The sequence below is a fragment of the Duganella sp. SG902 genome (assembly GCF_013376005.1).
Classification (GTDB): domain Bacteria; phylum Pseudomonadota; class Gammaproteobacteria; order Burkholderiales; family Burkholderiaceae_D; genus Rugamonas.
In genome coordinates, this window is sequence record NZ_JABMJK010000010.1 from 140,552 (window position 1) to 164,684 (window position 24,133).

Annotated in this window: 17 protein-coding genes; 8 read left to right on the forward strand and 9 right to left on the reverse strand. The window is 66.8% G+C overall.

The annotated features are described in order from the left end of the window. Nucleotides 1–78 precede the first annotated feature (78 nt). From FHW83_RS20770 to FHW83_RS20780, 3 genes are read left to right on the forward strand one after another with little or no spacing between them, the layout of a single operon-like run. Nucleotides 79–1,641, forward strand: coding sequence for an acyl-CoA ligase (AMP-forming), exosortase A system-associated (locus FHW83_RS20770; protein WP_176648254.1), 1,563 nt, complete (start codon nt 79–81; stop codon nt 1,639–1,641). Beyond that, nucleotides 1,638–2,864, forward strand: coding sequence for a pyridoxal-dependent decarboxylase, exosortase A system-associated (locus tag FHW83_RS20775; RefSeq protein WP_176648255.1), 1,227 nt, complete (start codon nt 1,638–1,640; stop codon nt 2,862–2,864). The genes FHW83_RS20770 and FHW83_RS20775 overlap by 4 nt, the downstream gene beginning before the upstream one ends. After that, on the forward strand, nt 2,861–4,645 hold the full coding sequence (locus FHW83_RS20780) for an asparagine synthetase B (protein ID WP_176648256.1): 1,785 nt from the start codon (nt 2,861–2,863) through the stop codon (nt 4,643–4,645). The genes FHW83_RS20775 and FHW83_RS20780 overlap by 4 nt, the downstream gene beginning before the upstream one ends. Here the strand turns inward: FHW83_RS20780 and FHW83_RS20785 are convergent. Next, nucleotides 4,575–5,408 (reverse strand): polysaccharide deacetylase family protein, encoded by an 834-nt coding sequence (locus FHW83_RS20785; protein ID WP_176648257.1) that lies wholly within the window; start codon nt 5,406–5,408, stop codon nt 4,575–4,577. The genes FHW83_RS20780 and FHW83_RS20785 overlap by 71 nt on opposite strands. Continuing rightward, nucleotides 5,405–6,664 carry a putative O-glycosylation ligase, exosortase A system-associated gene (locus FHW83_RS20790; RefSeq protein ID WP_176648258.1) on the reverse strand — a complete coding sequence of 420 codons (1,260 nt, stop codon included), beginning with the start codon at nt 6,662–6,664 and terminating at the stop codon, nt 5,405–5,407. Before FHW83_RS20790 ends, FHW83_RS20785 begins: the two co-directional genes overlap by 4 nt. A 106-nt stretch (nt 6,665–6,770) precedes the next feature. Here FHW83_RS20790 and FHW83_RS20795 point away from each other — a divergent pair, with 106 nt between their 5' ends. Genes FHW83_RS20795 through FHW83_RS20815 form a run of 5 tightly spaced genes read left to right on the forward strand, consistent with a single transcriptional unit; the run spans nt 6,771 to nt 13,894 of the window. Then, nucleotides 6,771–8,843, forward strand: a complete 2,073-nt coding sequence (locus tag FHW83_RS20795) for a glycosyltransferase (RefSeq protein WP_176648259.1) — start codon at nt 6,771–6,773, stop codon at nt 8,841–8,843. Continuing rightward, nucleotides 8,840–10,270 (forward strand): lipopolysaccharide biosynthesis protein, encoded by a 1,431-nt coding sequence (locus FHW83_RS20800; RefSeq protein ID WP_176648260.1) that lies wholly within the window; start codon nt 8,840–8,842, stop codon nt 10,268–10,270. Before FHW83_RS20795 ends, FHW83_RS20800 begins: the two co-directional genes overlap by 4 nt. Before the next feature lie 9 nt (nt 10,271–10,279). Then, entirely contained in the window at nt 10,280–11,314 is a 1,035-nt protein-coding gene (locus FHW83_RS20805) for a glycosyltransferase family 4 protein (protein WP_176648261.1), read from the forward strand. Then, the gene (locus FHW83_RS20810; protein WP_176648262.1) at nt 11,304–12,731 is read left to right on the forward strand and encodes an MBOAT family protein; all 1,428 of its coding nucleotides are present in this window, start codon (nt 11,304–11,306) and stop codon (nt 12,729–12,731) included. The genes FHW83_RS20805 and FHW83_RS20810 overlap by 11 nt, the downstream gene beginning before the upstream one ends. Nucleotides 12,732–12,733: 2 nt before the next feature. Continuing rightward, a complete protein-coding gene (locus tag FHW83_RS20815; protein ID WP_176648263.1) occupies nt 12,734–13,894 on the forward strand; it encodes a hypothetical protein in 1,161 nt (386 codons plus the stop codon). On the opposite strand, the gene FHW83_RS20820 is transcribed toward FHW83_RS20815, so the two are convergent. Genes FHW83_RS20820 through FHW83_RS20850 form a run of 7 tightly spaced genes read right to left on the reverse strand, consistent with a single transcriptional unit; the run spans nt 13,878 to nt 24,133 of the window. Beyond that, on the reverse strand, nt 13,878–14,618 hold the full coding sequence (locus tag FHW83_RS20820; protein WP_176648264.1) for a class I SAM-dependent methyltransferase: 741 nt from the start codon (nt 14,616–14,618) through the stop codon (nt 13,878–13,880). The genes FHW83_RS20815 and FHW83_RS20820 overlap by 17 nt on opposite strands. Further along, nucleotides 14,609–17,044: a glycosyltransferase gene (locus tag FHW83_RS20825; protein ID WP_218106376.1), complete on the reverse strand. Its 2,436-nt coding sequence runs from the start codon at nt 17,042–17,044 to the stop codon at nt 14,609–14,611. The genes FHW83_RS20820 and FHW83_RS20825 overlap by 10 nt, the downstream gene beginning before the upstream one ends. Further along, complete coding sequence (locus FHW83_RS20830) at nt 17,041–18,249, reverse strand: TIGR04063 family PEP-CTERM/XrtA system glycosyltransferase (protein ID WP_218106383.1); 1,209 nt, start codon at nt 18,247–18,249, stop codon at nt 17,041–17,043. Before FHW83_RS20830 ends, FHW83_RS20825 begins: the two co-directional genes overlap by 4 nt. Then, the gene (locus FHW83_RS20835; RefSeq protein ID WP_176648266.1) at nt 18,249–20,174 is read right to left on the reverse strand and encodes an XrtA/PEP-CTERM system amidotransferase; all 1,926 of its coding nucleotides are present in this window, start codon (nt 20,172–20,174) and stop codon (nt 18,249–18,251) included. Before FHW83_RS20835 ends, FHW83_RS20830 begins: the two co-directional genes overlap by 1 nt. Before the next feature lie 2 nt (nt 20,175–20,176). Next, nucleotides 20,177–21,340, reverse strand: coding sequence for a TIGR03088 family PEP-CTERM/XrtA system glycosyltransferase (locus FHW83_RS20840; RefSeq protein ID WP_176648267.1), 1,164 nt, complete (start codon nt 21,338–21,340; stop codon nt 20,177–20,179). Then, on the reverse strand, nt 21,327–22,895 hold the full coding sequence (xrtA, locus tag FHW83_RS20845) for an exosortase A (protein WP_176648268.1): 1,569 nt from the start codon (nt 22,893–22,895) through the stop codon (nt 21,327–21,329). The genes FHW83_RS20840 and xrtA overlap by 14 nt, the downstream gene beginning before the upstream one ends. Then, complete coding sequence (locus FHW83_RS20850; RefSeq protein ID WP_176648269.1) at nt 22,892–24,133, reverse strand: TIGR03087 family PEP-CTERM/XrtA system glycosyltransferase; 1,242 nt, start codon at nt 24,131–24,133, stop codon at nt 22,892–22,894. The genes xrtA and FHW83_RS20850 overlap by 4 nt, the downstream gene beginning before the upstream one ends.

The window sequence follows — 24,133 nt, forward strand, 5'->3', positions numbered from 1 at the left end:
GTGTTTGATCCTTATCAAGAACGCCCGCGCGGATTGTCTCGATGATGGAAGACCCGTCCACAGCGAAGGCCTACCGTCATGGCGCAGTTAATCCACGATTTCATCTTTGCATCCGCGCGCGCGACACCCGAGCGGCAGGCGCTGTCCTACCAGGGCGTCGGCCTGAACTATGGCGCCCTGGCGCAGATGGTGCGGCAGGCGGCCGACGCCTGGCTGAACCACGGCCTCGCGCGCGGCGAGCGGCTGGCGGTGTTCCTCGAAAAGCGCGAGGAGGCGGTGGTGGCGATGTTCGGCGCTGCCGCCGCCGGCGGCGTGTTCGTGCCGGTCAATCCGGTGCTGAAGCCGGAGCAGGTGGCGTACATCCTGGCCGACTGCAATGTGCGCGTCCTGGTCACGTCGCGCGAGCGATTGAACCAGCTCGCCGGCGTGCTGGCGGCCTGCCCGGACCTGCGCACGTTGATCGTGATCGGCTCAATGGAGGGCCTGGCGCCGCCGCCCGGTGTTCAACTGCACTCGTGGCGCGAAAGCATGGGGGCGGCGCCGCCGCGCACGTCCCACGCCTGCATCGACGCCGACATGGCGGCCATCCTGTACACCTCGGGCAGCACCGGCAAGCCCAAGGGAGTGATCCTGTCGCACCGCAACCTGGTGGCGGGCGCGCTGAGCGTCGCAGGCTACCTCAACAACACGCCGGAAGACCGCATCCTGTGCGTGCTGCCGCTCAGCTTTGATTACGGCCTGAGCCAGCTGACCACCGCCTTCGCCGTCGGCGCCTGCGCGGTGCTGCTCAATCACCTGCTGCTGCGCGACGTGCTGGACGCCGTCGACCGCGACCGCATCACCGGGCTGGCCGGCGTGCCGCCGCTGTGGATACAGTTGGCCGAGCTGAGCTGGAACCACGCGCGCCGCCTGCGCTACATCACCAACTCCGGCGGCGTGATGCCGCGCCACACCATCAAGGCCTTGCGGCACGCCTTGCCGCATGTGCAGATCTTCTTGATGTACGGCCTGACCGAGGCGTTCCGCTCCACTTATCTGGCGCCGGAGCAGCTGGATCTGCGGCCCGACTCCATCGGCAAGGCCATCCCCAACGCGGAAATTCTCGTGCTGAGGCAAGATGGCTCGCCATGCGCGCCCAACGAGCCGGGCGAACTGGTGCATCGCGGCGCGCTGGTTTCCATGGGCTACTGGAACGACGTGGCCCGAACGGCCGAGCGTTTCCGCCCCTTGCCGGCGCGCGCGGACGGCCTGCCGCTGGCCGAGCTGGCGGTCTGGTCCGGCGACACGGTGCGGGCCGATGAGGAGGGTTACCTGTACTTCATCGGCCGCGGCGACGACATGATCAAGACCTCCGGCTACCGCGTCAGCCCGGCGGAGGTGGAGGAAATCGTCTACGCCACCGGCCTGGTGTGCGAGGCGGCGGCCTTCGGCTATCCGCATCCCACGCTCGGCCAGGCCATCGCGCTGATGGTGGTGGGCCTGACCGTGGATGGCGACGCGCTGCTGGCCGCCTGCAAGCGTGCCTTGCCGGCCTATATGGTGCCCGCCCGCATCGAGTTACGCGAGCAGCCGTTGCCGCGCAATCCCAACGGCAAGATCGACCGCAAACTGCTCGCGCAGACGCTGGAGGCGCGCCCATGACGCCCGCGCACGCCGAGCTGCGCCAGTTCCCGGTGCTGGACGATTGCCTGCAACTGGGCGGCATCACGCTGCCACGGCTGGCCGAGCGGGTGGGCGGCACGCCGTTCTATGCCTACGAGCGCGAGCACATCCAGTCGCGCGTGGCCTTGTTGCGCAGCACCTTGCCGCCGGCGTTGCATTTGCATTACGCCATCAAGGCCAACCCCATGCCGGCGCTGGTGCAGATGATGGGCTTGCTGGTGGACGGCTTTGACGTGGCCTCCGGCGGCGAACTCAAGACGGCGCTGGATGCCGGCATGCCGCCGTCGCGCATCAGCTTTGCTGGTCCGGGCAAGAGTAATGCCGAATTGCGCGGCGCGATCGCGGCGGGCGCGCTGCTGCACCTGGAATCGGAGCAGGAGATGGAACGGGCCGCGCGCATAGGCGAATTGCTGGGCCTGACGCCGCGCGTGGCGGTCCGCGTCAATCCCGAATTCGAGCTCAAGTATGCCGGCATGAAAATGGCGGGCGGTGCGCAACAGTTCGGCGTGGACGCCGAGCGCGTGCCGGCCATGCTGCGCAAAATGGCCGCGCTGGGGCTGGATTTTCACGGTTTCCACCTGTTCTGCGGCGCCCAGAACCTGTCCGCCAGGGCGATAGGCGAGTCGCAGCGCCTGTGCGTCCAATTGGCGCTGCGGCTGGCTGGCTACGCGCCGTCTCCGCTGCGGGTGCTAAACATCGGCGGCGGCTTTGGCGTGCCGTACTTCCCCGGCGAGCGCGCGCTCGATCTGGCGGCGGTGGGCGAGGGCTTGCACGAACTGATGCGCAAGCTGGCCGCGGAGTCGCCGCAAACGCGGCTGGTGCTGGAGCTGGGGCGCTATCTGGTGGCCGAGGCCGGCGTCTACGTCTGCCGCGTGCTGGAGCGCAAGCTGTCGCACGGACAGGTGTTCGTGATTACGGATGGCGGCATGCATCACCATCTGGCGGCGTCCGGCAATTTCGGACAGGTGATACGCAAGAATTATCCGGTCGCGATCGGCAACCGCATGCAAGCCGGCCCGCGCGAGGTGGCCACGGTGGTGGGCCCGCTGTGCACGCCGCTCGATAAGCTGGCCGACAGCATGGAACTGGCCCGCGTCGAACCGGGCGACTTCGTGGTGGTGTTCCAGTCCGGCGCCTACGGCATGACCGCCAGTCCGACCGCGTTCCTGAGTCATCCGCTGCCGCTGGAGGTGCTGGTATGAACGGCGTAAGCGGCTACATCAATCCGCCGGAGGCGCCCGGCTTTGGCTTGAGCACGCCGGAGCGCGACCAACGGCTCAGCATGCACCGTGAGCCTGGACTGGTGGCGGTGATCTGGGGCCGCGCCACACTGGATGGCAGCGGCGAGCGCATGGCGGAACGCTTCGCCGCCGCATGGCGGGCACGCGGCGCGGCGGCTTGCGTCGAGCTGGGCGGTCATTTCGCGGCCTGCGTGATAGATCATGCGTCCGGGCAGGCGCTGCTGGCCATAGACCGCAGCGGCGTGTACAGCATGCATTATCAGTCGGGACCGCAGGGACTGTGGTTTGCGACCGACGCGTCGGCGCTGCCGGCAGGCGAGCTGGACGCGCAATCGATCTACAACTATCTGTATTTCCACGTGATACCGGCGCCGCGCGGCGTGTATCGTGGCCAACAGCGCCTGCTGCCGGGCGAGTACCTGCTGTATCGGGCCGGCCGCAGCGAGCGCGGCGTGTATTGGCGCATGCGTTTCCGCGAGGAGCGCGCGCTGCCGTTTGCGGTGATGAAACGGCAGTTCCTCGATATCGTGCGCGATGCGGTGAGACAATCGGCAGGGGGCGAAGTGGGCGCCTTTCTCAGCGGCGGCACCGACAGTTCCACGCTGGCCGGCATGCTGGGCGAGATCAGCGGGCAACCGGCGCGCACCTATTCGATCGGTTTCGACGTGGATGGCTACGATGAAATGGACTACGCCCGCCTCGCCGCGCGGCATTTCAAGACCCGCCACCACGAGTATTACCTGACCGCGGGCGACGTGGCCGACGCGATTCCACGCATCGCGGCCGCCTGCGACCAGCCGTTCGGCAACTCCTCCATCGTCCCGGCCTATTTTTGCGCGGAGATGGCACGCGCGGATGGCATTGGCAAGCTGATCGGCGGCGACGGCGGCGACGAGCTGTTCGGCGGTAACGAGCGCTACGCACGTCAGGCGGTGTTCGCACGGTATGAGCGATTGCCGTCCAGCGTGCGTCAGCTGGCGCTCGAGCCGCTGCTGTTCGGCGTCGCAGGCAACGCGGATCTGCGGTTGCTGCGCAAGGCCCGCAGCTACGTCGAGCAGGCGCTGTTGCCGATGCCGGCACGCCTGGAAAGCTACAATCTGCTGCGGCATTATGGCCCGGCGCAGGTCCTGCACACGGAGTTCCTGGCCGCCATCGACCAGGCGTCGCCGCTGGATCAGCTGAACGCCTGCTACTGGGAATCGCACGGTCTCAGCCAGATCAACCGCATGCAGGCGCTGGATCTGCGCTACACGCTGGCCGACAACGACTTGCGCAAGGTCACCACGGCCTGCCGGCTGGCTGGCGTGGAAGCGGCTTTTCCATTCCTCAGTGATGACATGCTGGCGTTTTCGGCGCGCCTGCCGCCTGCCGATAAACTGCACGGCACGCGGCTGCGCTATTTCTTCAAGCATGCCTTGCGCCAGCATCTGCCGCGCGCCATCCTGCGCAAGAAGAAGCACGGTTTCGGCATGCCGTTCGGCCAATGGCTGCAAACGGACGCGCATCTGCGCGCGCTCGCCTATGACAGCCTGAGCGATCTGAAGCGGCGGCGCATCGTGCGGCCCGAGTTCATCGATCAGCTCACGCGCAAGCTGGTGCGCGAGCATCCGGCCTACCACGGGACCATGGTGTGGGTGCTGATGATGCTGGAGCAGTGGCTGCAACAACACGCTATACCGCAACCCGCCGTTGCGCCAGCAGGCGTAGCAGAAACCGCGGGCGGTCCGGCTCCCAGGGCGTGAAGCGTGGCAGTTGCAGCAGGTCGCTGCCTTCGTAGGCGGTGCCAGCCACGGTGCTGAAGGCCCACGTGAACCCCAGTTCGCGCACCATGTCGACGTGGCGCTGGTGGTAGTCGGCGCCGGGCTTGCCGTTGGGATAGGCGAACATGGTCAGCGGGGTCTGGATGATGTCTTCCAGCACTTGCTTGCCTTGGCGGATGTCGGCCAGCGCCTCGGCGTCCGGCACGGCGGCCAGTATCGGGTGACGATGCGTGTGGGCGCCGATATCCATGCCGGCCCGCACCAGCGTTTGTACCTGGGCGCTGGTCATCATCAAGTCGCGGTGGCGGGGCGGCGCCAGGGCGCGGGCCGCGCGGAGGCGGTCTTCAAACGGCCGATATTTCAATTGATCCAGCAGCTGATCCAGCGCGCGCGGGGCCAGCCTGGCCTGGCGCGCGTGCGCGATCACGTCGTCATTCCACATCTGGCCGCCATTCAGGTAGGCGCTGGCGATGAAGAAAGTGGCGTGCAGGCCGTGGCGTTGCAGCACCGGCAGGGCGAAGTCGGCGTTGTCCGCGTAGCCGTCGTCGAAGGTGATGGCGGCCGCGCGCGGCGGCAGGCGCCGCTGCCGCAGGCGGTGCAGGGCGACGCTCAGCGGCAAGACGTGGAAGCAGCGCTTCAGCAGCGACAACTGGTGATCGAAGCGCCGCACGTCCGGCAGACTGGGCAGCAGGGGATCGGGCTCCAGCAGCACGCGATGGTAGATCAGGATAGACAGGCGGTTCATGGCACGGCTCCGGAAGCGCGGCTCGCCAGCCGCTGCGCCGTCAATGCGCGCAGCGCCACCACGGCGGCCATCAGGTAGTAGGGAACGTCGAAGTAAAGCAGGCTGAGGAAGGCGCCGCCGACGGCGAAGCCGATCAGGCTGGCCTGGATCATCTTGGCCAGGTTGCTGGCCCATTGCAGCTCGGGATCATCGCCGCTGTTGCGCACCACCCAGGCGGCGGAGCGCCAGGTCAGCGTGCCCAGCAGCAGGTACAGGCCGAGTCCGATGAAGCCGTGCTCGCCCAGCGCCTGGAAATAGATGCTGTGGGCGGCATGCACGTCGGCCGGATTGGGCGCGTAAAGATAGAACACCGACGGCTCGGCGATCTCGAAGCCGCCGCCGAAGAAGCGGTCCCGGGCCAGGTTGTACGCCATGTTCCAGGCGTTGATGCGGCCCATGGCGGAGTTGTCGGACTGGTAGTCGGTGATGCTGTCCATGCGTTCGGTCCAGCGTTCGGGCATGAACAGCATGGCGAACGGCGCGAACACGGCGATCAGCAGCGCGCCCAGCATCTTCTTGTGGCTCTTCAGCCACATCAGCATCATCATGGCGGCGATGGCCAGCAGGGCGCCGCGCGAATACGAGCCCAGCGCCGCCATCGCCGACAGCACCATGGCCGCCGTCCAGCCGCGCTTGACCCAGGGCTGGTCGCTGCTTAGCTGCAGGTAGCGCATCAGCGGAATGGCGATGATGAGCGCCAGCGCGATTTCGTTGTTGCCGCCGATGAAGGTGCCGGTCGGGCCCCAGACACGGAAATTGCCGCCTTCCCGCACCGTGAAGATGCCGCCTTTTACACCGTAGAAGCCGAGCGATATCGCCAGTACCCAGATCATGCGGTGCACGTCCTGGCGGCTGCGGATCACCACCATGGTCACCAGGCTCATCAGCATGATTTTCATCACCTTGCCCAGTTGTATCTGCGAGGCGGCCGGGAAGATCGCGAACAGGGTGGTGACGTTCATCCACAACACCATGGCCAGCAGGGCGAAGGTGATGCCGCTGGCGGGCAGGCTCTTGGGCGCGCGCGAGGTGGCCAGGCTGAAGATGGTCACCACGGCGATGATCTGCGCGAACGGAAACGTGGTGGCGAAGCCCCAGCCCTGCGTGTGCGGATTCATGACGCTGATCCAGATCCACATCAGCACGCCGTTGACCGGATTCTTCACGATCAGCGGCAGGCTGGCGAAAACGATGAGGGTGATGAGTATGTCGCGCATGGCAGTCGTTGATTTGGCTCAACGAAGCGTTTGAGCCTGTTAGTACACTGGCTTTTTGCTCTAGCGATCTTAGAACAGGGGAGGGCAGGCCTTGTTGACCGTACTCATGGCGACTCGCGATGGGCTAGGCACGTTGCCCAAGGTGCTGGACGCCTACTGCCGCCTGATGCCGCCGGCCGGCGGCTGGCGCCTGCTCATCATCGACAACGGCAGCAGGGACGGCACGGCGGAGCTGCTGGCCAGCTACGCCAGCCGTCTGCCGTTGCGCTGCCTGCATGAGGCGCGGGCCGGCAAGAACCATGCGCTGAATCGCGCGCTGGACGATGCGCTGGCCGCACAGGGCGAGGACCAGGACCTGTTCATCTTTACCGACGACGACGCCGTGCCGGCGCCAGACTGGCTGCGGCAGTGGCAGGCCTGCGGGGATGCTCATCCCGATCACGATGTCTTCGGCGGCGCCATCGCGCCCGACTGGGCGGAGGCACCGCCGGCGTGGCTGTTGCCCTTGATACCCACCGGCCTGACTTATGGCCTAACCTCGCCGGCGTTGCCGGACGGCCCGGTGTTCCCGGGGCTGGTTTGGGGCGCCAACATGGCGGTCAGGCGCGCGATTTTCTCGGCGGGGCATCGCTTCGATACCTGCACCGGCCCCAACGGCGCGGACTATGCGATGGGCAGCGAGACGGAGTTCACGCGCCGCCTGGCCGCCGCCGGCCATCAGGCCTGGTTTTGCCGCGCGCCGCAGGTCGCGCATCAGATCCGCACACATCAGGTGCGCATCGATTACATCCTGCGCAAAGCGTGGCGCTTTGGGCGGGGCAAGTACCGGCAGGAACGGCCCGGACGCTTCGCCGAGTGGTTCGGCGTGCCGCGCTGGATGCTGATGCGTTACGCGCTGGAGCTGGCCGCATGGGCTGGCGCCGCGCTGAAAGGCGACGTAGGCCGCAAATTCCGGCACCGCTGGGAACTGGCTTTCCTGAGCGGATATTTCCATGAGGCCTGGCACGGCGCGCCGCGCAGCGGTCCGACGGTGCTGGTCACCAGCTATTCCGGCGAGCTGGGCGGCATGGAACTGCGGATGGCGCAGGAAGTCCGCTATTTGCGGCCGGCCGGCTACACGGGCGTGCTGGCGCTGCGCCAGTTCGAGGGACTGGACAGCTGGTCGCAACGGCTGGCGCGGGAACAGATCACGGTGGCGCAGTTTGGCCCGCCGCCATTTTTTGAAGGTCCGTGGCGCTGGCGCCAGCTGCGATATTGGCGTGCCCGCTGGCTGGCGCCCGCCCGGCTGCGCGCGTTCAGGGCGGACTTGGTACACGTCGCGCTGTGCTGGACGCACTATGGTGCCTCCATGCTGTGGCTGGCGCGCCATTGCGGCTTGCCGGCCGTGATCAGTGTGCATAACGCGTTTCCGCCGCCCGGCTTCACGCCTTGGCATGACAAGCTGTTGCGCCAGGCGTTTTGCGGCGTGCGCGGCATCTACGCGGTGTCGGAATCGGCCATGCGGCATTTCATGGCGGCCTATCAGCCGTATATATTAGCGTCCACCCGCCTGGCGGTGATACCGAATGGGGTGGACGTCGATCTGTTCAAACCGTCGCTGGCGACGCGGATGCAGACGCGTCAACGCCTGAACCTGCCGCAGCACGCGCTGGTGATGGGCGCGGTCGGGCGGCTGTCCGAGCAAAAACGGCCTCAGCTGTTGCTGGTGTTGTTCGCACAACTGCGGCGGCGTTTTCAGGGGCTGTACCTGGTGCTGGCCGGCAGCGGTCCGCTGGAAGCGGACTTGCGCGCGCAGGCGGAACAATTGCAGGTGCTGCCGTGGGTGATCTTCACCGGTTTTGTCGATGCCGTGCACGAGCTGATGCCGGCGCTGGATGCGCACGTGTTGATGAGCCGTAACGAGGGGTTCGGCATCGCCACCATCGAAGCCATGGCGTGCGGCGTGCCCGCCGTGGCGACCGACGTTCCCGGCAGCGCGGACATCCTGCGCGGCAGCCGGGGCGGGCTGCTGGTGCCGGCGGACGATGTGCCGGCCGCCGTAATGCTGGTGGGCGAGCTGCTGGCCGATTCCGAGCGGCGCGCGGACATGGGCTGGCATGGTCGGAAGGAAGCGCAGCAACGCTACAGTCACGCCGTGGTGGGACAGCAGGTGCGCGACTTCTACCGGGGACTGCTATGAAACCGCGACTGTCCTTCCTGCTGTCGTTTTCCGAGAAATACACGCTGCTGGTGCTGAACACGGCCAGCGCCATGGTGCTGGCACGCTGGCTGACTCCGGCCGAAGTGGGCGTGTACGCGGTCGGCGCCGTGCTGGTCGGGCTGGTGCAAGTGCTGCGCGACTTTGGCGTCGGCGCCTACGTCATACAGGAAAAGACGCTGGACCGGCAAAAGCTGCGCGCCGCGCTGGGCGTCAACATGCTGATCGCGTGGACGCTGGCCGCGCTGGTGCTGGCCGGCGGCTATCCGGCGGCATGGTTTTATCATGAGCCGCGCTTGCGGATCATGTTGCAGCTGCTCGCCATCAACTTCTTGCTGGTGCCGTTCAGCGCGGTGGCCCTGCCGTATCTGCGGCGGCTGATGCGGTTTCGGGCCGTGTTCGCCATCAACGTCAGTCAGTGTGCGGCGCAAGCCGGGTGTTCCGTGCTGCTGGCGATGAGCGGCTGGGGCTATCTCAGCCTTGCGATGGGGGCGGTGGCGGGCGCGGCGGCGACCTTGCTGGCGACCACTTGCTGCCGCCCGGCCGACATGCCGTGGCTGCCCTCCTGGCGCGGTGCGCGCGCGGTCTTGTCGTTTGGCGCGGTGTCGACCGCCGGCACCTTGATTGACGAGGCCGGCGTGGCCGCGCCGGACCTCATTATCGGCAAGATGGCCGGCGTGGCCGAGGTGGGCATTTACGGCAAGGCCATGGGCGTCATCAACGTGTTCAATCAACTGGTGACGGCCGCGATCTCGCCGGTGATCTTTCCACTGTTTTCCGCGCAGGCGCGCGGCGGCGGCGACTTGCGCCAGGTGTACTTGACGACGGTCAGCCACATGACGGCGCTGAGCTTGCCGTTCTTCGGCTTTGTCGCGCTGATGGCGCAACCGCTGGTGCGTTTGCTGTACGGCGATCAGTGGGACGCCGCCGTGCCGCTTATCCGCGTTATCTGCATCGGTTCCGCCTTGTACAGCTTGTTCAGCATGGCACGTTATCTGTTCGTGGCCATGGGCGAGGTGCGGGCGCAGGCGCGGCTCGACGCCCAGGCGGTGCCGGTGCGCGTGCTGGCGGTGCTGGCGGCGGCCCCGTTCGGCCTGTACTGGGTAGGCTGGGCCGTGGTGGCCGGCGCGCTGTTTCGCAGCGGCTTGACCTACGTTTATCTGCGCCAGCTGACAGGCCTGCGACTGCGCGATCTGGCGGCCGCAAGCTGGCGCAGCGCGCTGGCGGCCGGCGCCGCCCTGGGCGGCGCGGCGGCCGCGGCGCGGTTCGGCCATCCGGGCACGCCGCTGCTGTGGGCGGCGTTGGCCGGTTTCCTGTTCTGGCTGGCCGCGATGCGCTCTCTGCGCCACGCGCTGGCCGATGAATGCACACTGGCGGCGCGCAAGGCCATGGCGCTGCTGCACCGATGAGAGGTCGCTATGCGCATTGGCATTCTGTCGTATCCCATGCTGTTCCAGCGCGAAGGCGGCTTGCAGGTGCAGGTGCGCTCGACCATCGAGGCCTTGCAACGCTTGCCCCTGCAGGTGGAACTGGTCGATCCCAACCGCGACCGGCTGGACAGCTACGACGTCATTCACGTGTTTTCCGCCATCAACGGCAATTACCGCGTGGTGGAAATGGCCCATGAACTGGGCGTGCCGGTGATCTTGTCGGCCCTGCTGTCGCCGGGATGGAACCGCCAAATGGCGTTGCGCGCACGCGTCGCCGACCGGCTCACGGGGCGGCTCACGCAGTGGACTGTGCAGACCAGCTACGCCCAGACCAAGCGCGCTTTGCAACTGGCGCGGATCGTGGTGGCGCTGGGGCCGGCCGAGCAGACCGCGCTGGAGGAGGGGTTCCGCGTCGATCCTGCCCGCATACGCGTGCTGCCGAATGGCATCGGTGAACACTTCTTCCGCGCCGACGAATATCTGTTCCGTTCCCGCACGGGCCTGAACGGGCCGTTTGTGTTGATGGTGGGGGCGATCTCGCCATACAAAAATCAGTTGGGACTGGTCCGCGCGCTGGAGAAGCTGGACTTGCCGGTGGTGCTGGCCGGGCAGGCGCAACGCCAGCATCAGGACTATTTGCGGCAGCTGCGGGAGTCGCCCAAGGTGCACTGGCTCGGCCAACTCGATCACCGCGATCCCTTGCTGGCGAGCGCCTATGCCGCCGCGTCGGTACTGGCCCTGCCCAGCCAGGGCGAGGTATTTCCGCTCTGCGTGCTGGAGGCGCTGGCCGCCGGCACACCTGTCGTAATGACGGACGAAAGCGCACTCAGCCTGCCGGACAGCGCCTTCGCGCTCAAGCAACTGCGCTGGAGCGATACCGCGGCACTGGGCCGGGAGATCCGCAACTTTGCCGATCATCCGCCCGGGCGGGGGGCCGTGCGCTCGCTGGTTCAAGCCTTCACCTGGCAGCGCGTGGCCTTGCGCATCGCCGACTGCTACCGGGAGCTGGGCGATGCTGTTTAACTCGTTCAGTTTCCTGTTCCTCTACCTGCCGGTGGTGCTGGGCGGCTATTTCACGCTGCTGCGCTGGCGGGCGGGCTGGACGGCGGGATGGCTGGCGCTGGCATCGCTGTTTTTCTATGGGTACTGGGACACGCGCTATCTGCCGCTGCTGCTGGGATCGATCGTTTTCAATTACTGGTGCGCGCGGCATCGGCGGCTGTTGTTGTTCGGCGTCGCGGCGAATCTGGTTTTGCTGGGCTACTACAAGTATGCCAATTTCTTTATCGACAGCATGAACCAGCTGGGCATGCACTGGCACGGCTGGGCGATCGTGCTGCCGGTCGGCATTTCCTTCTTCACCTTCACCCAGATCGCCTACCTGGTCGATTGCCACCGGGGAGGGGCAGGAGAGTACCGGCTGGTGCAATACACGCTGTTTGTCAGCTATTTCCCCCACTTGATTGCCGGGCCAGTGCTGCATCACAAGGAGATGATGCCGCAGTTCGACCGGCCGGCGCGGCTGGACATGGAAGACATCGGCATTGGCCTGTCGATATTCGTGCTAGGTCTGGGCAAGAAGGTCTTGCTGGCGGATCCGATTTCGGTGCTGGTGGGGCCGGTGTTCGCACCGAACGCGCAACCGCAACTGGTGGAGGCGTGGATCGGCACCCTGGCGTACACGTTTCAGCTGTATTTCGATTTTTCCGGATATTCCGACATGGCGATCGGCTTGTCGCGCTTGTTTGGCGTGCGGTTGCCGCTGAATTTCAATTCACCCTACAAGGCCGCGAACATCAGCGAGTTCTGGCGGCGATGGCATATGAGCCTGTCTCGCTTCCTGCGCGATTACCTGTATGTGCCGCTGGGCGGCAACCGTCGCGGCACCTTGCAGCGCTATCGCAACCTGATGTTGACCATGTTGCTGGGCGGCCTGTGGCATGGCGCCGGCTGGACCTTCGTGGTCTGGGGCGCTCTGCACGGCGTGTATCTGGTGCTGCATCACGGTTGGCAGGCGGTGGCGGGAGCGTCCGCGCCACGCTGGTGGGGACGCTGGCTGACCATGCTGGCGGTGATGCTGGCCTGGGTGGTGTTCCGCGCGCCGGATATGGGGACCGCGTCCGATGTGCTGCGGGGGCTGGCCGGTTTGAATGGCGTGTCCCTGCCGCGCGGCGCGGCGGGGTTTGCCGAACCGCTTGGCGCGCTGGGCTGGCAGCCGGCGTTTGACGGCATACGCTGGATCGATTTCAGCGGTCCGGCCATCCCGGCGCTGCTGCTGGCCATGGTATTGGCGCTGTTTGCGCCGAATACGCAGGATCTGCTGGGCCAGCCATTGCGCTGGTCGCCAGTCAAGTGGCGTAGCGCTGCGATGGCGCTGTTGTTTCTGGGCTGCCTGTTCAATATGAACCGGGTCAGCGAATTTCTCTATTTTCAATTCTGAACATGGACACCCAAACGGCATGGCGCGGCTACGTGGCGCTGTTTTCAGGCATCACCTTGCTGACGTGCGGCGCGGTGGCGGCGCTGAATTACCACGTCGATCCCTACCTGACGCACCAGTGGGATTCGCCGCACTTGCGGCGCCTGCTGCCGGGCCGCGAAAAACTCAGTCCCTGGGGCAAGACCTACGCGCTCGCGCGCTTCCAGCCGCAGGTGCTGTACGTCGGCAATTCGCGCACGGAGCTGGGCTTGCCGGTGCAGACGCCGCTGTTCGGAGACAGGCGCGTGTTCAATGCGGCCTTGTCCGGCGCCTCGCTGGGCGATGCGGCGGCCATGGTGCGGCACGCGGCGGCGGTCGGCAGGCTGGACACCGTGGTGTGGGGCATCGACGCGCCGTCTTTTTCCATGGAGATCGGCAACACGGATTTCGACCGCGAACTGGTGGCGGCGGACCGGCACTATTTGGCGCGGCGTGGACTCATCAACCTCAAGCGCGCGCTCAGCGTGGACATGACGCTGGATACGCTGCGGGTCTTGCGCGGGACGTTTGGCGGCGTCTGCCTGTCCAGCCTGGCCTTGCTGGGGCAGCGCGACGGTCGTTGTGTGCAGCAGCGTATCGACAGTCTGGGCGGTTCCGGCGCGGCCATGCTGCCGCGCGTGCGCGACTTCGCCCGGGGCGCCGGGCCAACGCCGGACGCCATGCGAGAACTCGATCACGGTGTCGCCGCGCTGTGCCGGGCGGGCACGCAGGTACGCCTGTACATCAATCCCACGCACGCCATGACGAGCGACGTGTTGTACTGGGCGGGAAAATGGTCCGCGCTGGAGGCCTGGCAGGGACGGCTGGCCGCACTGGCCGAGCGGCACCGCGAATCGGGCTGCGACACGCGGCTGTTTGATTTTTCAGGCTTTAACAGCGTCACGATGGAAGCACCGCCGCAACTCAGCGGCCTCGCCGAGATGGAAAATTACTGGGAGGCCTCCCATTACCGCGAGAACGTCGGACAACGGATACTGGCGCGGATGTTCGGCCACGGAGAATCGTTCGGTGTGGAATTGACGCCCGCCACGCTGCCGGCCCACCAGTCCGCGCAGCGCGCAGCGCGCGACCGCTATCACCGTGAGCATCCGGCGGAAACCGCCATGGTCAGGTCGGCTTTGTGAGCACGGCGCAGCCTTTTTCACAGACGCGGGTGGCGTGCGCCAGCAGGGGAAATTCCTGCCGCCAGCGTGCGACGATGGCTTGTTCGTCGTCGCGGCCGGCATCGTCCAGGAATATTTGTGCGCCCGGATTGAGGTGGAGGAATAACAAAGGGCCCGCGGGATAGCGGGCCAGGGCGCGGGTCGCCTGGGGCGGGCCGTCGATGACCAGCAGGTCGATGCCGAGCCCGGACGGCAGAGCGCTCAAGTCGTACCACGGCCAGTTTTCGCCGGCGAGGGTGTGCGGCCGCAAGGCGGCGTCCAGCACCTCGGCCCAGTCCTGCAAGCCGTGGCGCCGGAGTTGTTGCCGGGTCTGCGCCGCGTAATGGGGATCGTGCTCCAGGCTGTACACCTTGCCCGCGCCATTCAACTGCATGCAACGCGCCAGCACCAGGGTCGAGGTGCCGCTGCTGCATTCCACCACCACGCCGGGCCTGGCCGCGCGCGCATGCCGCGCCAGTTCCAGCAGGAAATCGGGCGAGGCGGCCCAGCCGCGCGTCGGCGGCAAGCTGGCCTTGAGATCCAGTTCGACGTACAGCCCTTGCAGCGCCTCCAGCTGACGGAACAGACCCGTGTTGTCCTGGTGGGACTGGTCGCGCAGATCGAACAGCAGCAGGTGCGCCTGCCGCAGCTTGTGCAGCGTGTAGCACAGCACCAGCAAAATCAGGCTATGAAAAATCAAGGACATGACGACGCTCCCACTTTGCTGATGACGTAACGGTGCTTTCCCGAGGCTTCCGCCGGAATCGCGCTGACTTCCTCGATCACGATCTCGACGCTATCGCCAAGCCGGGCGCGGAATTGGGTGATGATGCCAAGCCGTAGCGCTGGCGGCAGGCCGTCCACGCTCACCAGCAGCACACGCGTGCAGTCCAGGCTTTCCTGGATGATTTTGAAGGAACGCACCTGCGGCAAGTCACGCAGGATATAGATCAGCGCCAATCCGTGCATCACCGTGCCGTCACGCGCGACGACGAAATCGGTGACGCGCCCCTCCACCCGCTTCAGCAGCGGCAGCCCGCGTCCGCACGGGCAGGGGCGGGTGTCAAGCGCGCCGACGTCGCCAGTCGCGTAGCGGATGAAAGGGAAATCCTTGCTGGCCAGGTGGGTGATGACGATGGCGCCGCTCTCGCCGGCCGCCACCGGCTGCCCTTGGGTGTCGAGAATCTCGACAATGACGTCCTCCGCGGTGATGTGCATGCCGCCTTCCGGACATTCGTGGGCGATGAAGCCGGCATCGCGGCCGCCATAGCCATTGGCGACCGGCGCGTTGAACGCGCTGCTCAACAGAATCCGCTGATCCTCGTACAGCCGCTCGGCGGTGACGAAAACCACGCGTACCCCGAGCTGGTCCAGCGCCACGCCGCGCGACCGCGCGTGCTGCGCCAGCAGGCACATCACGGATGGGTAGCCAAACAACATGGCGGGCCGCTGTTTTTGCAGGCGTACAAGATACGCATCCATGCGCGCGGGTGACAGGTCGAAGGCCGGCAGCAGGTCGCTGCGCATCAGCCGGTCGCGGCGCGCGCGCCACAGGTCCTGAGCGTGCAATTCGATCGGCGAGCCCCACATGACGGCTTCGCGATCGCCGATATCGACGCCCCACCAGCGGGTGGCACGCCATTTGGCCGCCACGTCGTGGCTAATGCGTTGCTTGCCGAGGTAGAAAATCAACGGCTCGCCGCTGGAGCCGCCGGTGGTGAAGCGCTGCAGGCGGCCTGCCTCGTCGGACAAGAAGTCCAAGCGGTTGTCATTGATGTCGGCCTTGCGCAGGACGGGCAGGCAACGCAGGTCGCGCACGTCATGAACGCGGGTGGCATCAAAGCCGATGCGCGCATATTGCTGGCGATAATACGGTACATGCTCGGAAGCATGCAGCAGGAGCGCGCGCAGGCGCTCAACCTGGAGCTTCCGGATGTCTTCCGCCGACCACCATTGACTGGCTTCCATCTGCCGCCGCAGCGGCGCCGTCTGGTGACGCTTGAAGCGCTCGTGCAGCGGGAACACGACGCTGGAAACCAGGGAGGTGTAGCCGGAGCGGGGCGGACGGTTGAGCACCCGGCGGTACTGCGCCATCAAAAGCGGCGCCACGCGCCGCCAACTGTAGCGTTGTGCGCTGGACAGGCCGGCGGCGGACAGCGCATGTGCCTGATCGGGGGTACTCAGCACCTTGTACATGGCGGCCGCCATGGCGTCGGCGTCGCCGGGCGGCACCAGCAAGCCATCGAGCTGATCGCGTATCAGGTCCGGCACACCGCCGACATTGGTGCTGACGACCGGCACGCCGCTGGCCCACGCTTCCAGCACGGAGTTGGGCATGTTGTCGGCCAGGCTGGGATTGAGCGCAAGGTCGGCCTGCCGATAAAACCGCGGCATGGCGGCGTTCCCGGTCTTTCCGGCGAACCGCACCGCGGTTTGCAACCGCAGCGATGCGGCCAGCATCCGCAAGCGCGGCAACTCCGGGCCCTCGCCGCAGATGGTCAGGCGGGCTTGCGGCAGTTTTTTACGCAACAGGGCAAACGCGTGCAGGGCGGTAGCGTGGTCGTAGAGCGGTTCAAGATGGCGCGCGATCAGCACGTGGGCTCCGGCGGGCCGGTCCGGCGCTGGTTGGAATCGCGACAAATCGACGATGTTCGGCGCAATTTGAGCGCTAATGCCATAGGCGTCGAACACCCGGACCAGATAGGCGGAGGGCACGATGACGGCATGCGCGCGGCGCATGCTGAAACATACCAGCGCCGGGCTGCGCTGTAGAAAAAGCGGGGCCTCGCCGCCGCGATAGTTGACGATCACGCCTTTGCCGCGCAGCCAGCCGATCCAGATCGCGGGAGCCGCCTGCAAGTGCCAGGACCAGCCAGAGTTGGCCATCACGTGCAGCAGTTGCGCCCTGCCCGCGGCACGCCACAGCCGCCACAGGTAGGGTGGCAGGCGCAACGCGGCGCGCATGCCGCGCATGCGCGCCGCCCAAAGCGGCCGCCAGGGCGGATTGACCTGAACCAGCTCCACCGTTGCGCCGGCGTCGCGCAGCAGGCCCGCCAGTTGCATGGTTTGATTGGCGATGCCGCCGGCCGGCGGGGGCAGGGGACCGACCAGGGCGATGCGCAGTCCGTTCATGGGCTTGGCGCCAGCAGACGCTGGTAAATGTCGCGGTAACGGGCCACGCTGGCGCTCCAGCTGCGTTCGCCTTCGACGTAGGCGCGTGCCTGCCGGCGCAAGACGGGCCAAAGCTCGGGATGCCGCACCAGATGCAGCACCTGCGCCGCCAGCGCTTCCGCGTCGCCGGCCCTGAACAGCATGCCGGTCTTGCCGTGCTCGATCATTTCGCGATGTCCGCCCACGTCCGAGGCCACCACCAGGCGGCCTTGCGCCATCGCTTCCAGCGGCTTGAGCGGCGTCACGAGCTCGGTCAGACGCATCGGCAGGCGCGGGTAGACCAGAATGTCGATCAGGCTGTAATACCCGGCGATCTGATCATGCGGGACGCGGCCCGCGAAGCGCACTTTATCCCGCAAGCCGAGTCTGGCCACCAGCTTGCGCAACTCCTCTTCCTGCGCCCCGCCGCCCACCAGCAGCAATTGCAGCGCCGGCATGGACGCCAGCATGCGCGGCATGGCTTGCACCAGCAGCGTCAGCCCCTCGTAGGTGTAAAAGGAGCCGATGAAGCCCAGCAGCGGCTGCCCACCCAGTCCTAATCGGCGGGCCAGCAGGCGGTTCGGCGGCGGCGCGGCGCGGAAGCGATGGTTGTCGACGGCATTGGGGATCACCGTCACGCGCGGCGCCGGAATGCCACGGGCGATGATGTCGGCGCGCAAGCCTTCGCAGATGGTGGTGACAGCGTCCACGCGGCGCAGGGCGTAGGTTTCCAAGGCACGGCTGAGATGGTAGCGCACACCGCCCGAGGGGCTGGTGCCATGGTCGGCGGCGGCGTCTTCCCAGAACGCGCGGATTTCGTACACCACCGGGATATCCAGCGCGCGGCCGACCCGCAGGGCGGCGATGGCGTTCAGCGACGGCGAATGCGCGTGCAGCACATGCGGGCGCGCGGCCCTGGCGATTTGCCGCATGCGGCGCGTCAGGCCGGCGATAACCGCCAGCTGTCCCAGCACCGGCAGGCGCGCCCACCAATGCCGGGCCGGCGGCGTGCGGAAGAAATGCCAGCCGTCGACCTGCTGCTCGGCGGCGCCCGCGCCTTGCTTGGCGCTGGTCAGGTGGATGGTGTGCCAGCCCATCTTGCGCTGCTGGCTGAGGATGGCCAGCGTGCGAAAGGTGTAGCCGCTGTGCAGCGGCGCCGAGTGGTCGAGTATGTGCAGGATGCGCATCATGCCGCCTGCCGTTCCGCATGCTGTTCCGGCGATTCCTGCAACTGGCGCAGGAAGGATTCAAACATCAGCAACGACCACAGCGGCGCGCTGTGGTCGCACCGGCCTGATTGATGCTGCTGCAACAGCTGCTGCACGTAGTCCATGTTGAACATGCCGCAGCTGGCGAGAACCGGGCTGCTTAAGCTGTGCTGCAGGCGGGCTCGCAGCGGACCGCGGAACCAGTCCGCCAGCGGCACGGAAAAACCCATTTTCCGCCGGTGCAGCACATCGTCCGGCAGGTAGGGCGCCAGCGCCCGCTTGAACAGGTATTTACCGACGCCGCGATGCAACTTCAGCCGGGGCGGAAGGCCGGAGATCCATTCCACCAGCATGTGATCGAGCAGCGGCACGCGCACTTCCAGTCCGTGCGCCATGCTGGCGCGATCGACCTTGGTCAGGATGTCGCCGGGCAGGTAGGTTTTCAGATCCAGATACTGGACCGCCGACAGGGCATCCTGCGCCGGACTGGCGGCGGCGTGGCGTCGCAGCACTTCGATGGCGTGGTATTGGCCGAGGTCACGCTTGAGGGATGGACTGAACAGCCGCGCCCGCATCTCATCTTTCATGATGCTGACGCCGTGAAAGTAAGCGGCCACGGAATCGCGCGCCAGCGCCTGCAGCGTGCTCTTGGCACGCAGCGGACGCGGCGCCCAGTCGGCCTTGGGGTACAGCGCGCCGAGCGCGCCAAACACGGGCTTGCGCAAGCCCGGAGGCAGCAGCGAACGTAGGCGTTCCTCGTGCAGGTGCCAGCGGTAGCGACGGTAGCCGGCCAGGTTTTCGTCGCCGCCATCGCCCGACAGCGCCACCGTCACCCGCTGGCGCGCCAGCTGGCAGACGCGGTAGGTGGGCAGCGCCGAGCTGTCGGCGAATGGCTCGTCGTATAGGCCGGCCAGTTGGTCGATCAGGCTGGCGTCGTGTTGCCGCACGCGCTGGGTATGGTGACGGGTGGCGTAGCGCTCGGCGATGAGGTGGGCATATGGCGATTCGTCGAAGCGGGCGTCGTCAAACGCGATCGAGCAGGTGTTGACGGGGGTGGCCGACTCCTGCGCCATCATGGCCACCACCGCGCTGGAATCGACGCCGCCGGACAGGAAGGCGCCCAGCGGCACCTCGGCCACCAGCCGGATGCGCACCGCTTCGCGCAGCCGTTCGATCAATTCGTCCGCCGCCTGGGCCGGGCTGGTGATGGTTTGCGGTGTGAACGGCACGTCCCAGTACGGCCTTGGCTGCCCGGGCGCGCTGCCGTGCCGCAGCAGCAGGGTGTGGCCGGGCTCCAGCTTCCGCACCTGGCGGAAGGCGGTGCGCGGTTCGGGAATGTAGCCGTAAGCGAAATAGTCTTCGATGGCGAGCGGATCCAGTTCGCGGAGTAGCTGGTCGTGCGTCAGCAGGGCCTTGATCTCGGAGGCGAAGATCAGGTGGCCATTGTCCAGCACGGCGTAGTGCAATGGCTTGACGCCGAGACGGTCGCGCGCCAGGAACAGGCTGCGCTGTTTGCGGTCCCACAGCGCGAACGCGAACATGCCACGAAACCGCTCCACACAGCGCGCACCCCATTGCTCCCAGGCGTGCACGATGACTTCGGTGTCGCACTGGGTGCGGAAGATGTGGCCGAATTGCTGAAGTTCGCGCATCAAGGCCTTAAAGTTGTAGATTTCGCCGTTATAGACCACCGCCACGCTGTGATCCTCGTTGAACAGCGGCTGCTGCCCGCCCGCCAGGTCGATGATGGACAAGCGCCGGTGACCCAGACCGACGCCGGGCTCGCGGTGCATGCCGCCTTGATCCGGGCCGCGATGGCGCTGGATATCGGTCATGCGCTGCAACAGGACGGGGTCGATATCGGCCTGGTGATAGAGATCAAACACTCCTGCGATCGCACACATGGCTATCCTTTCGTCGATGGCTGTTGGGTAAGGCGGTCGTACACGGCGAGGTAGGCATCGGCCATGGCGGCCATGCTGAATTCGTTTAGCACGCGGCGGCGGGCGCGGATGCCATGCTGGTTGGCCATGCCGGTGAAACGGTAGTAGTCGCTGATGGCGGCGGCCAGTTCGGCGGGATCGCGCGGCGGCACCAGCGTGCCGGTCCAGCCGCTCTGCACCAGTTCCGGATTGCCGCCCACCGAGGTCGCGACCACCGGCAATCCGCTGGCCATCGCTTCCAGCACCGTGTTGGACGCGCCTTCCGCCAGCGAGGACTGGACAAACACGGTCATCGCGCGCATCAGTTGCGGAATGTCGTGGCGGGTGCCGGGCAGCCAGGCCAGGCCGGCCGTGCCGGAGGCGCGCAGCACGTCGAGGCACGATTGGCGGCATGGACCGTCGCCGATGATGACCAGCCGCAGGCGTTCCGCGGCGATGTCGCCCCGCGCCAGCAGGCTGATGAAGGCATGCACCAGGGTGATGTGGTCTTTCACCTCGGCCATGCGGCCGACGCTGCCGATGACGAAGGCGCGCTCGGGCATGAAGCCCTGGGGGCCGATGGCGGCGGGTGGACCGAGGCGGGGATGGAATTGCAGGCTGTCCACGCCGTTGCAAATGTGGGTGACGCGCTGCGGACGGGCGCCGATGCTGCTGACCAGCCAGTGTTCCAGCTCCTTGCTGACGGCGATGAAGTGGCCGATCAGCGGGCGCAATAGCTTGCGCAGCAGCCGGTAGCGGCGCTTGCTGCCGTCCAGGTCGTTGATGTCGCGGCCATGTTCGCCGTGGATGCGCACCCGTACGCCAGCGGCGGCCGCCAGCAGCTGCGCTTCGATGCCGGCCAGGTTGCGCGTATGGATCAGTTGCGGCCGCAGGCGGCGGAGCGTGTGGAACAGGCGCAGGTAGTGCGACCAGTCCTTGCCCTGGCGTTTGTTGAGGCTGACGATTTCAACGTCCGGGCGCTGGATGCGCAAACGGAAATCACTGGAATCCTCCAGACAGACGATGGCGTGGCGATAGCGCTCCGGCGGCAGGTGGTTGATCAGGTTGACCAGCCCGTTCTCCAGTCCGCCGACGTCGAGCCGGTGGATCAAATGGACGATCAGCGGGGCGGGGTCAGCGTTCGACATGGCGCAGGCTCCGGTCGATGGCGGGCAGCATGGCGGTCAGGAAATCGCGCATGGCGGCCTCGGCGTGATCGGCTTGCTCGTCATAGCCGGCCGCAAGCACGATTTCCGCGCCGGCGTCGGCGCCGCCCAGCAGCCGCGCCTTGGCCAGCAACAGCTTGACATGCTGCGGACTGACGGTCTCGACGCCATCCTGACGGTACCAGCGCCACACCAGCAGCTTGTAGTGCGCGGCCTGTTGCACCGACTGGAGCACCGTCAGGCGGCGACCGGCGACGGTCAAGGTGCGGCGCTCGCTGCGGACTTCCTCCCACTGCGGCATGCCTGACACCACCGTGCGGCGCACCGGCGCCAGCAACTCGGCGCCGTCGGCCTGGTGCCGATACCAGGTCAATTGCAGCGACACGGTGCGATGGCCGTCGCGGTAGCTGTTGGCGATGCGCTGCGGTTGGCCGTGGTGAAGCACGCGCCAGTCGGCTGCATGCATGGGGCTGGCGTGCCACGGCGCGGGCGGGGCGGCCAGCCGTAGCTCGGGTTCCGGCCCCGGATCGGGCGGGGGCGGACGCAACACCAGCGCCGCCAGCAGCGGCCAGAGGGTGCAGATGGCGATGGCGGCCGCCGCCATCCGGATGAATTGCGCCGCCTGGGGTATGGCCAAAGCTTGCGCGCGCTGCCCGGGCGGCGGCCGCACCGGATCGCGCCAGTGCGCGCCGCACCAGAACAGCAACGCCATCACCACGCCAAAAAACAGCCAGCCGTAGATCAGGTGATCGATGCCGGCGGCCAATTGCATGTCGCTCCAGTGGCCGATCAGCACCACCATGCAGGCGCGCAAGCCGTTGGCCAGTATCGGCAACAGCAAGGCCACGGTGATGAATACCAGCCGCTTGGCCGGGCGTTGGTAATTGACACCGGCATACAACATGCCCAGCGCGAGCGAGGCGATCAGGTAGCGCAGGCCGCTGCAGGCATCCGCTACCGACCAGTTGCCGGTGGGGAGGGCAATGAAGTTGTTTTCGTGGAAGACAGGGATGCCGCCGATTTGCAGCAGGGCCACGGTGAAGCGCGCGGTGAAATCCACCAGCGGCGGGATGAAAATTTCGCCAAACGGCACGGCCAGCAGGGTGTAGGCCAGAGGGAAGGCAATGGCGGCGGTCATGGCCGGTCCCAGGATGGCCGCGACCGAGGCGATGCCCGACAGGATAAGGCAATATTGCTGCAGCACTTGTACATGGGCCACGGTCGACAGCATCCAGACCAGGCCCAGGCAGGCCAGCAGCAACAGGCCCGGCCGCCACGGGCGCGGCGCAATCGCCGCCAGTGCGGCGCGCCGCTGCCAGATCAGCCAGCCAGCCACGGGCAGGATCAGGAACCCGTGATTAAAGGTCGGCGAACGCAGCCAGATGCCGACCATGGTGCTGGCGGTCGGCAGATGCATCAACAACAGTGCCGCCAGCGCCACGGCCAGGCAGGCGTGCGGCCAGTGTTGCCACGGCATCGCTGGGCCCGCCGCGGGGGAGCGGCGCGGCGACAGCAGCGCGGCGCGGCCGGCGTTCATCGCGTCGCCTCCACCGTGGCCGCGCTTTCCCGCGCGGGCATGTCCACGCCAAGCACCCGCCCCAGCCGCCGCAAATTCTCGCTCCAGCGATAATCAGTGAGGATGCGCCGGCGCGCGGCGATGCCGATGCCAGCTTCCGGCGCGTGCAACTGACGGCAGATCGCGCTGATGAATTCAGCGCCGCCGCCCGCGCGCACGACCTCGGCGCCGTGCACCGCCTGTATGCCTTCCAGCGCCTGGGGCGAGGCGATCACGATTTTTTGCATGGCCATCGCCTCCAGCACCTTGTTCTGGATCCCGCGCGCGATGCGCAGCGGCGCCACCACCAGCGCCGCGTGTTGCAGGTAAGGCCGGACGTCGGGCACGGTGCCGCTCACGCACACGCCGGGAAAGCGCCGCAGCTCGCGCACCTGCGACGCCGGCCGCGATCCAACGATGTGAAATTCCAGCGCCGGATGCTGGGTCCGCAACGCGGGCAGCACGCGTTCGGCGAACCAGCTGACCGCGTCGATATTCGGCTCGTAGTCCATGGCGCCGGTGAAGACCAGCGCGCGCGCCGCGCCGTAGGGCGACGGCAGCGCCGGCTGGGGGGCAAAATAGTCGCTGTCGACACCGTTGCTGTAATAGTCGATCTTGGCGGCCGATTCGGGCGCGCGCTGCCGGAACAGGTCGGCCTCGGCTGGCGAGACCAGCAGCACGCGATCGAACTCGGCCGCCGCCGCGCGCTCATATTCCAGCAGCAGGCGGCCCTCGCGGCGGTACAGGCCCGACAGCGGCCAGGCCTTGCTGTCGGCGTAGCTGTGCCATTTCTCCGAGTCCACGTCGACCAGGTCCAGCACGCGCCACAAGGGGCCGCGCGGCGTGCTGAAGGGAACGTATTGCGCCATCGGTCCGGAATAGGCCAGACAGGCGGTGATGTCGTGCTGTGCGAGTGTTTTCGTGACCCAGCGTTGCAGGCCGGCGTGGCGGAAGTAGGGCAGGCTCAGCGCCTCGTCGCGCAGCAGGGCCGACAGCGCCGACAGCCGCGCCCAGTGCGGCGGCATGCGCATGAAGCAGGTGCTGGCGCAGTCGGCGGCCAGTTGGGCTGCGTGGGCGGCGTCTTCCTCGTGGTCGATAAACGTGCCGAGATGGACACGGAAATGCCGCCGCAGATACTGCAAGGCGTGGTAAGCGCGTATTTTTTCGCCTTTGTTGGGCGGAAAAGGCAGGCGATGGCAGAGGAAAAGCAGGTCGCGCAT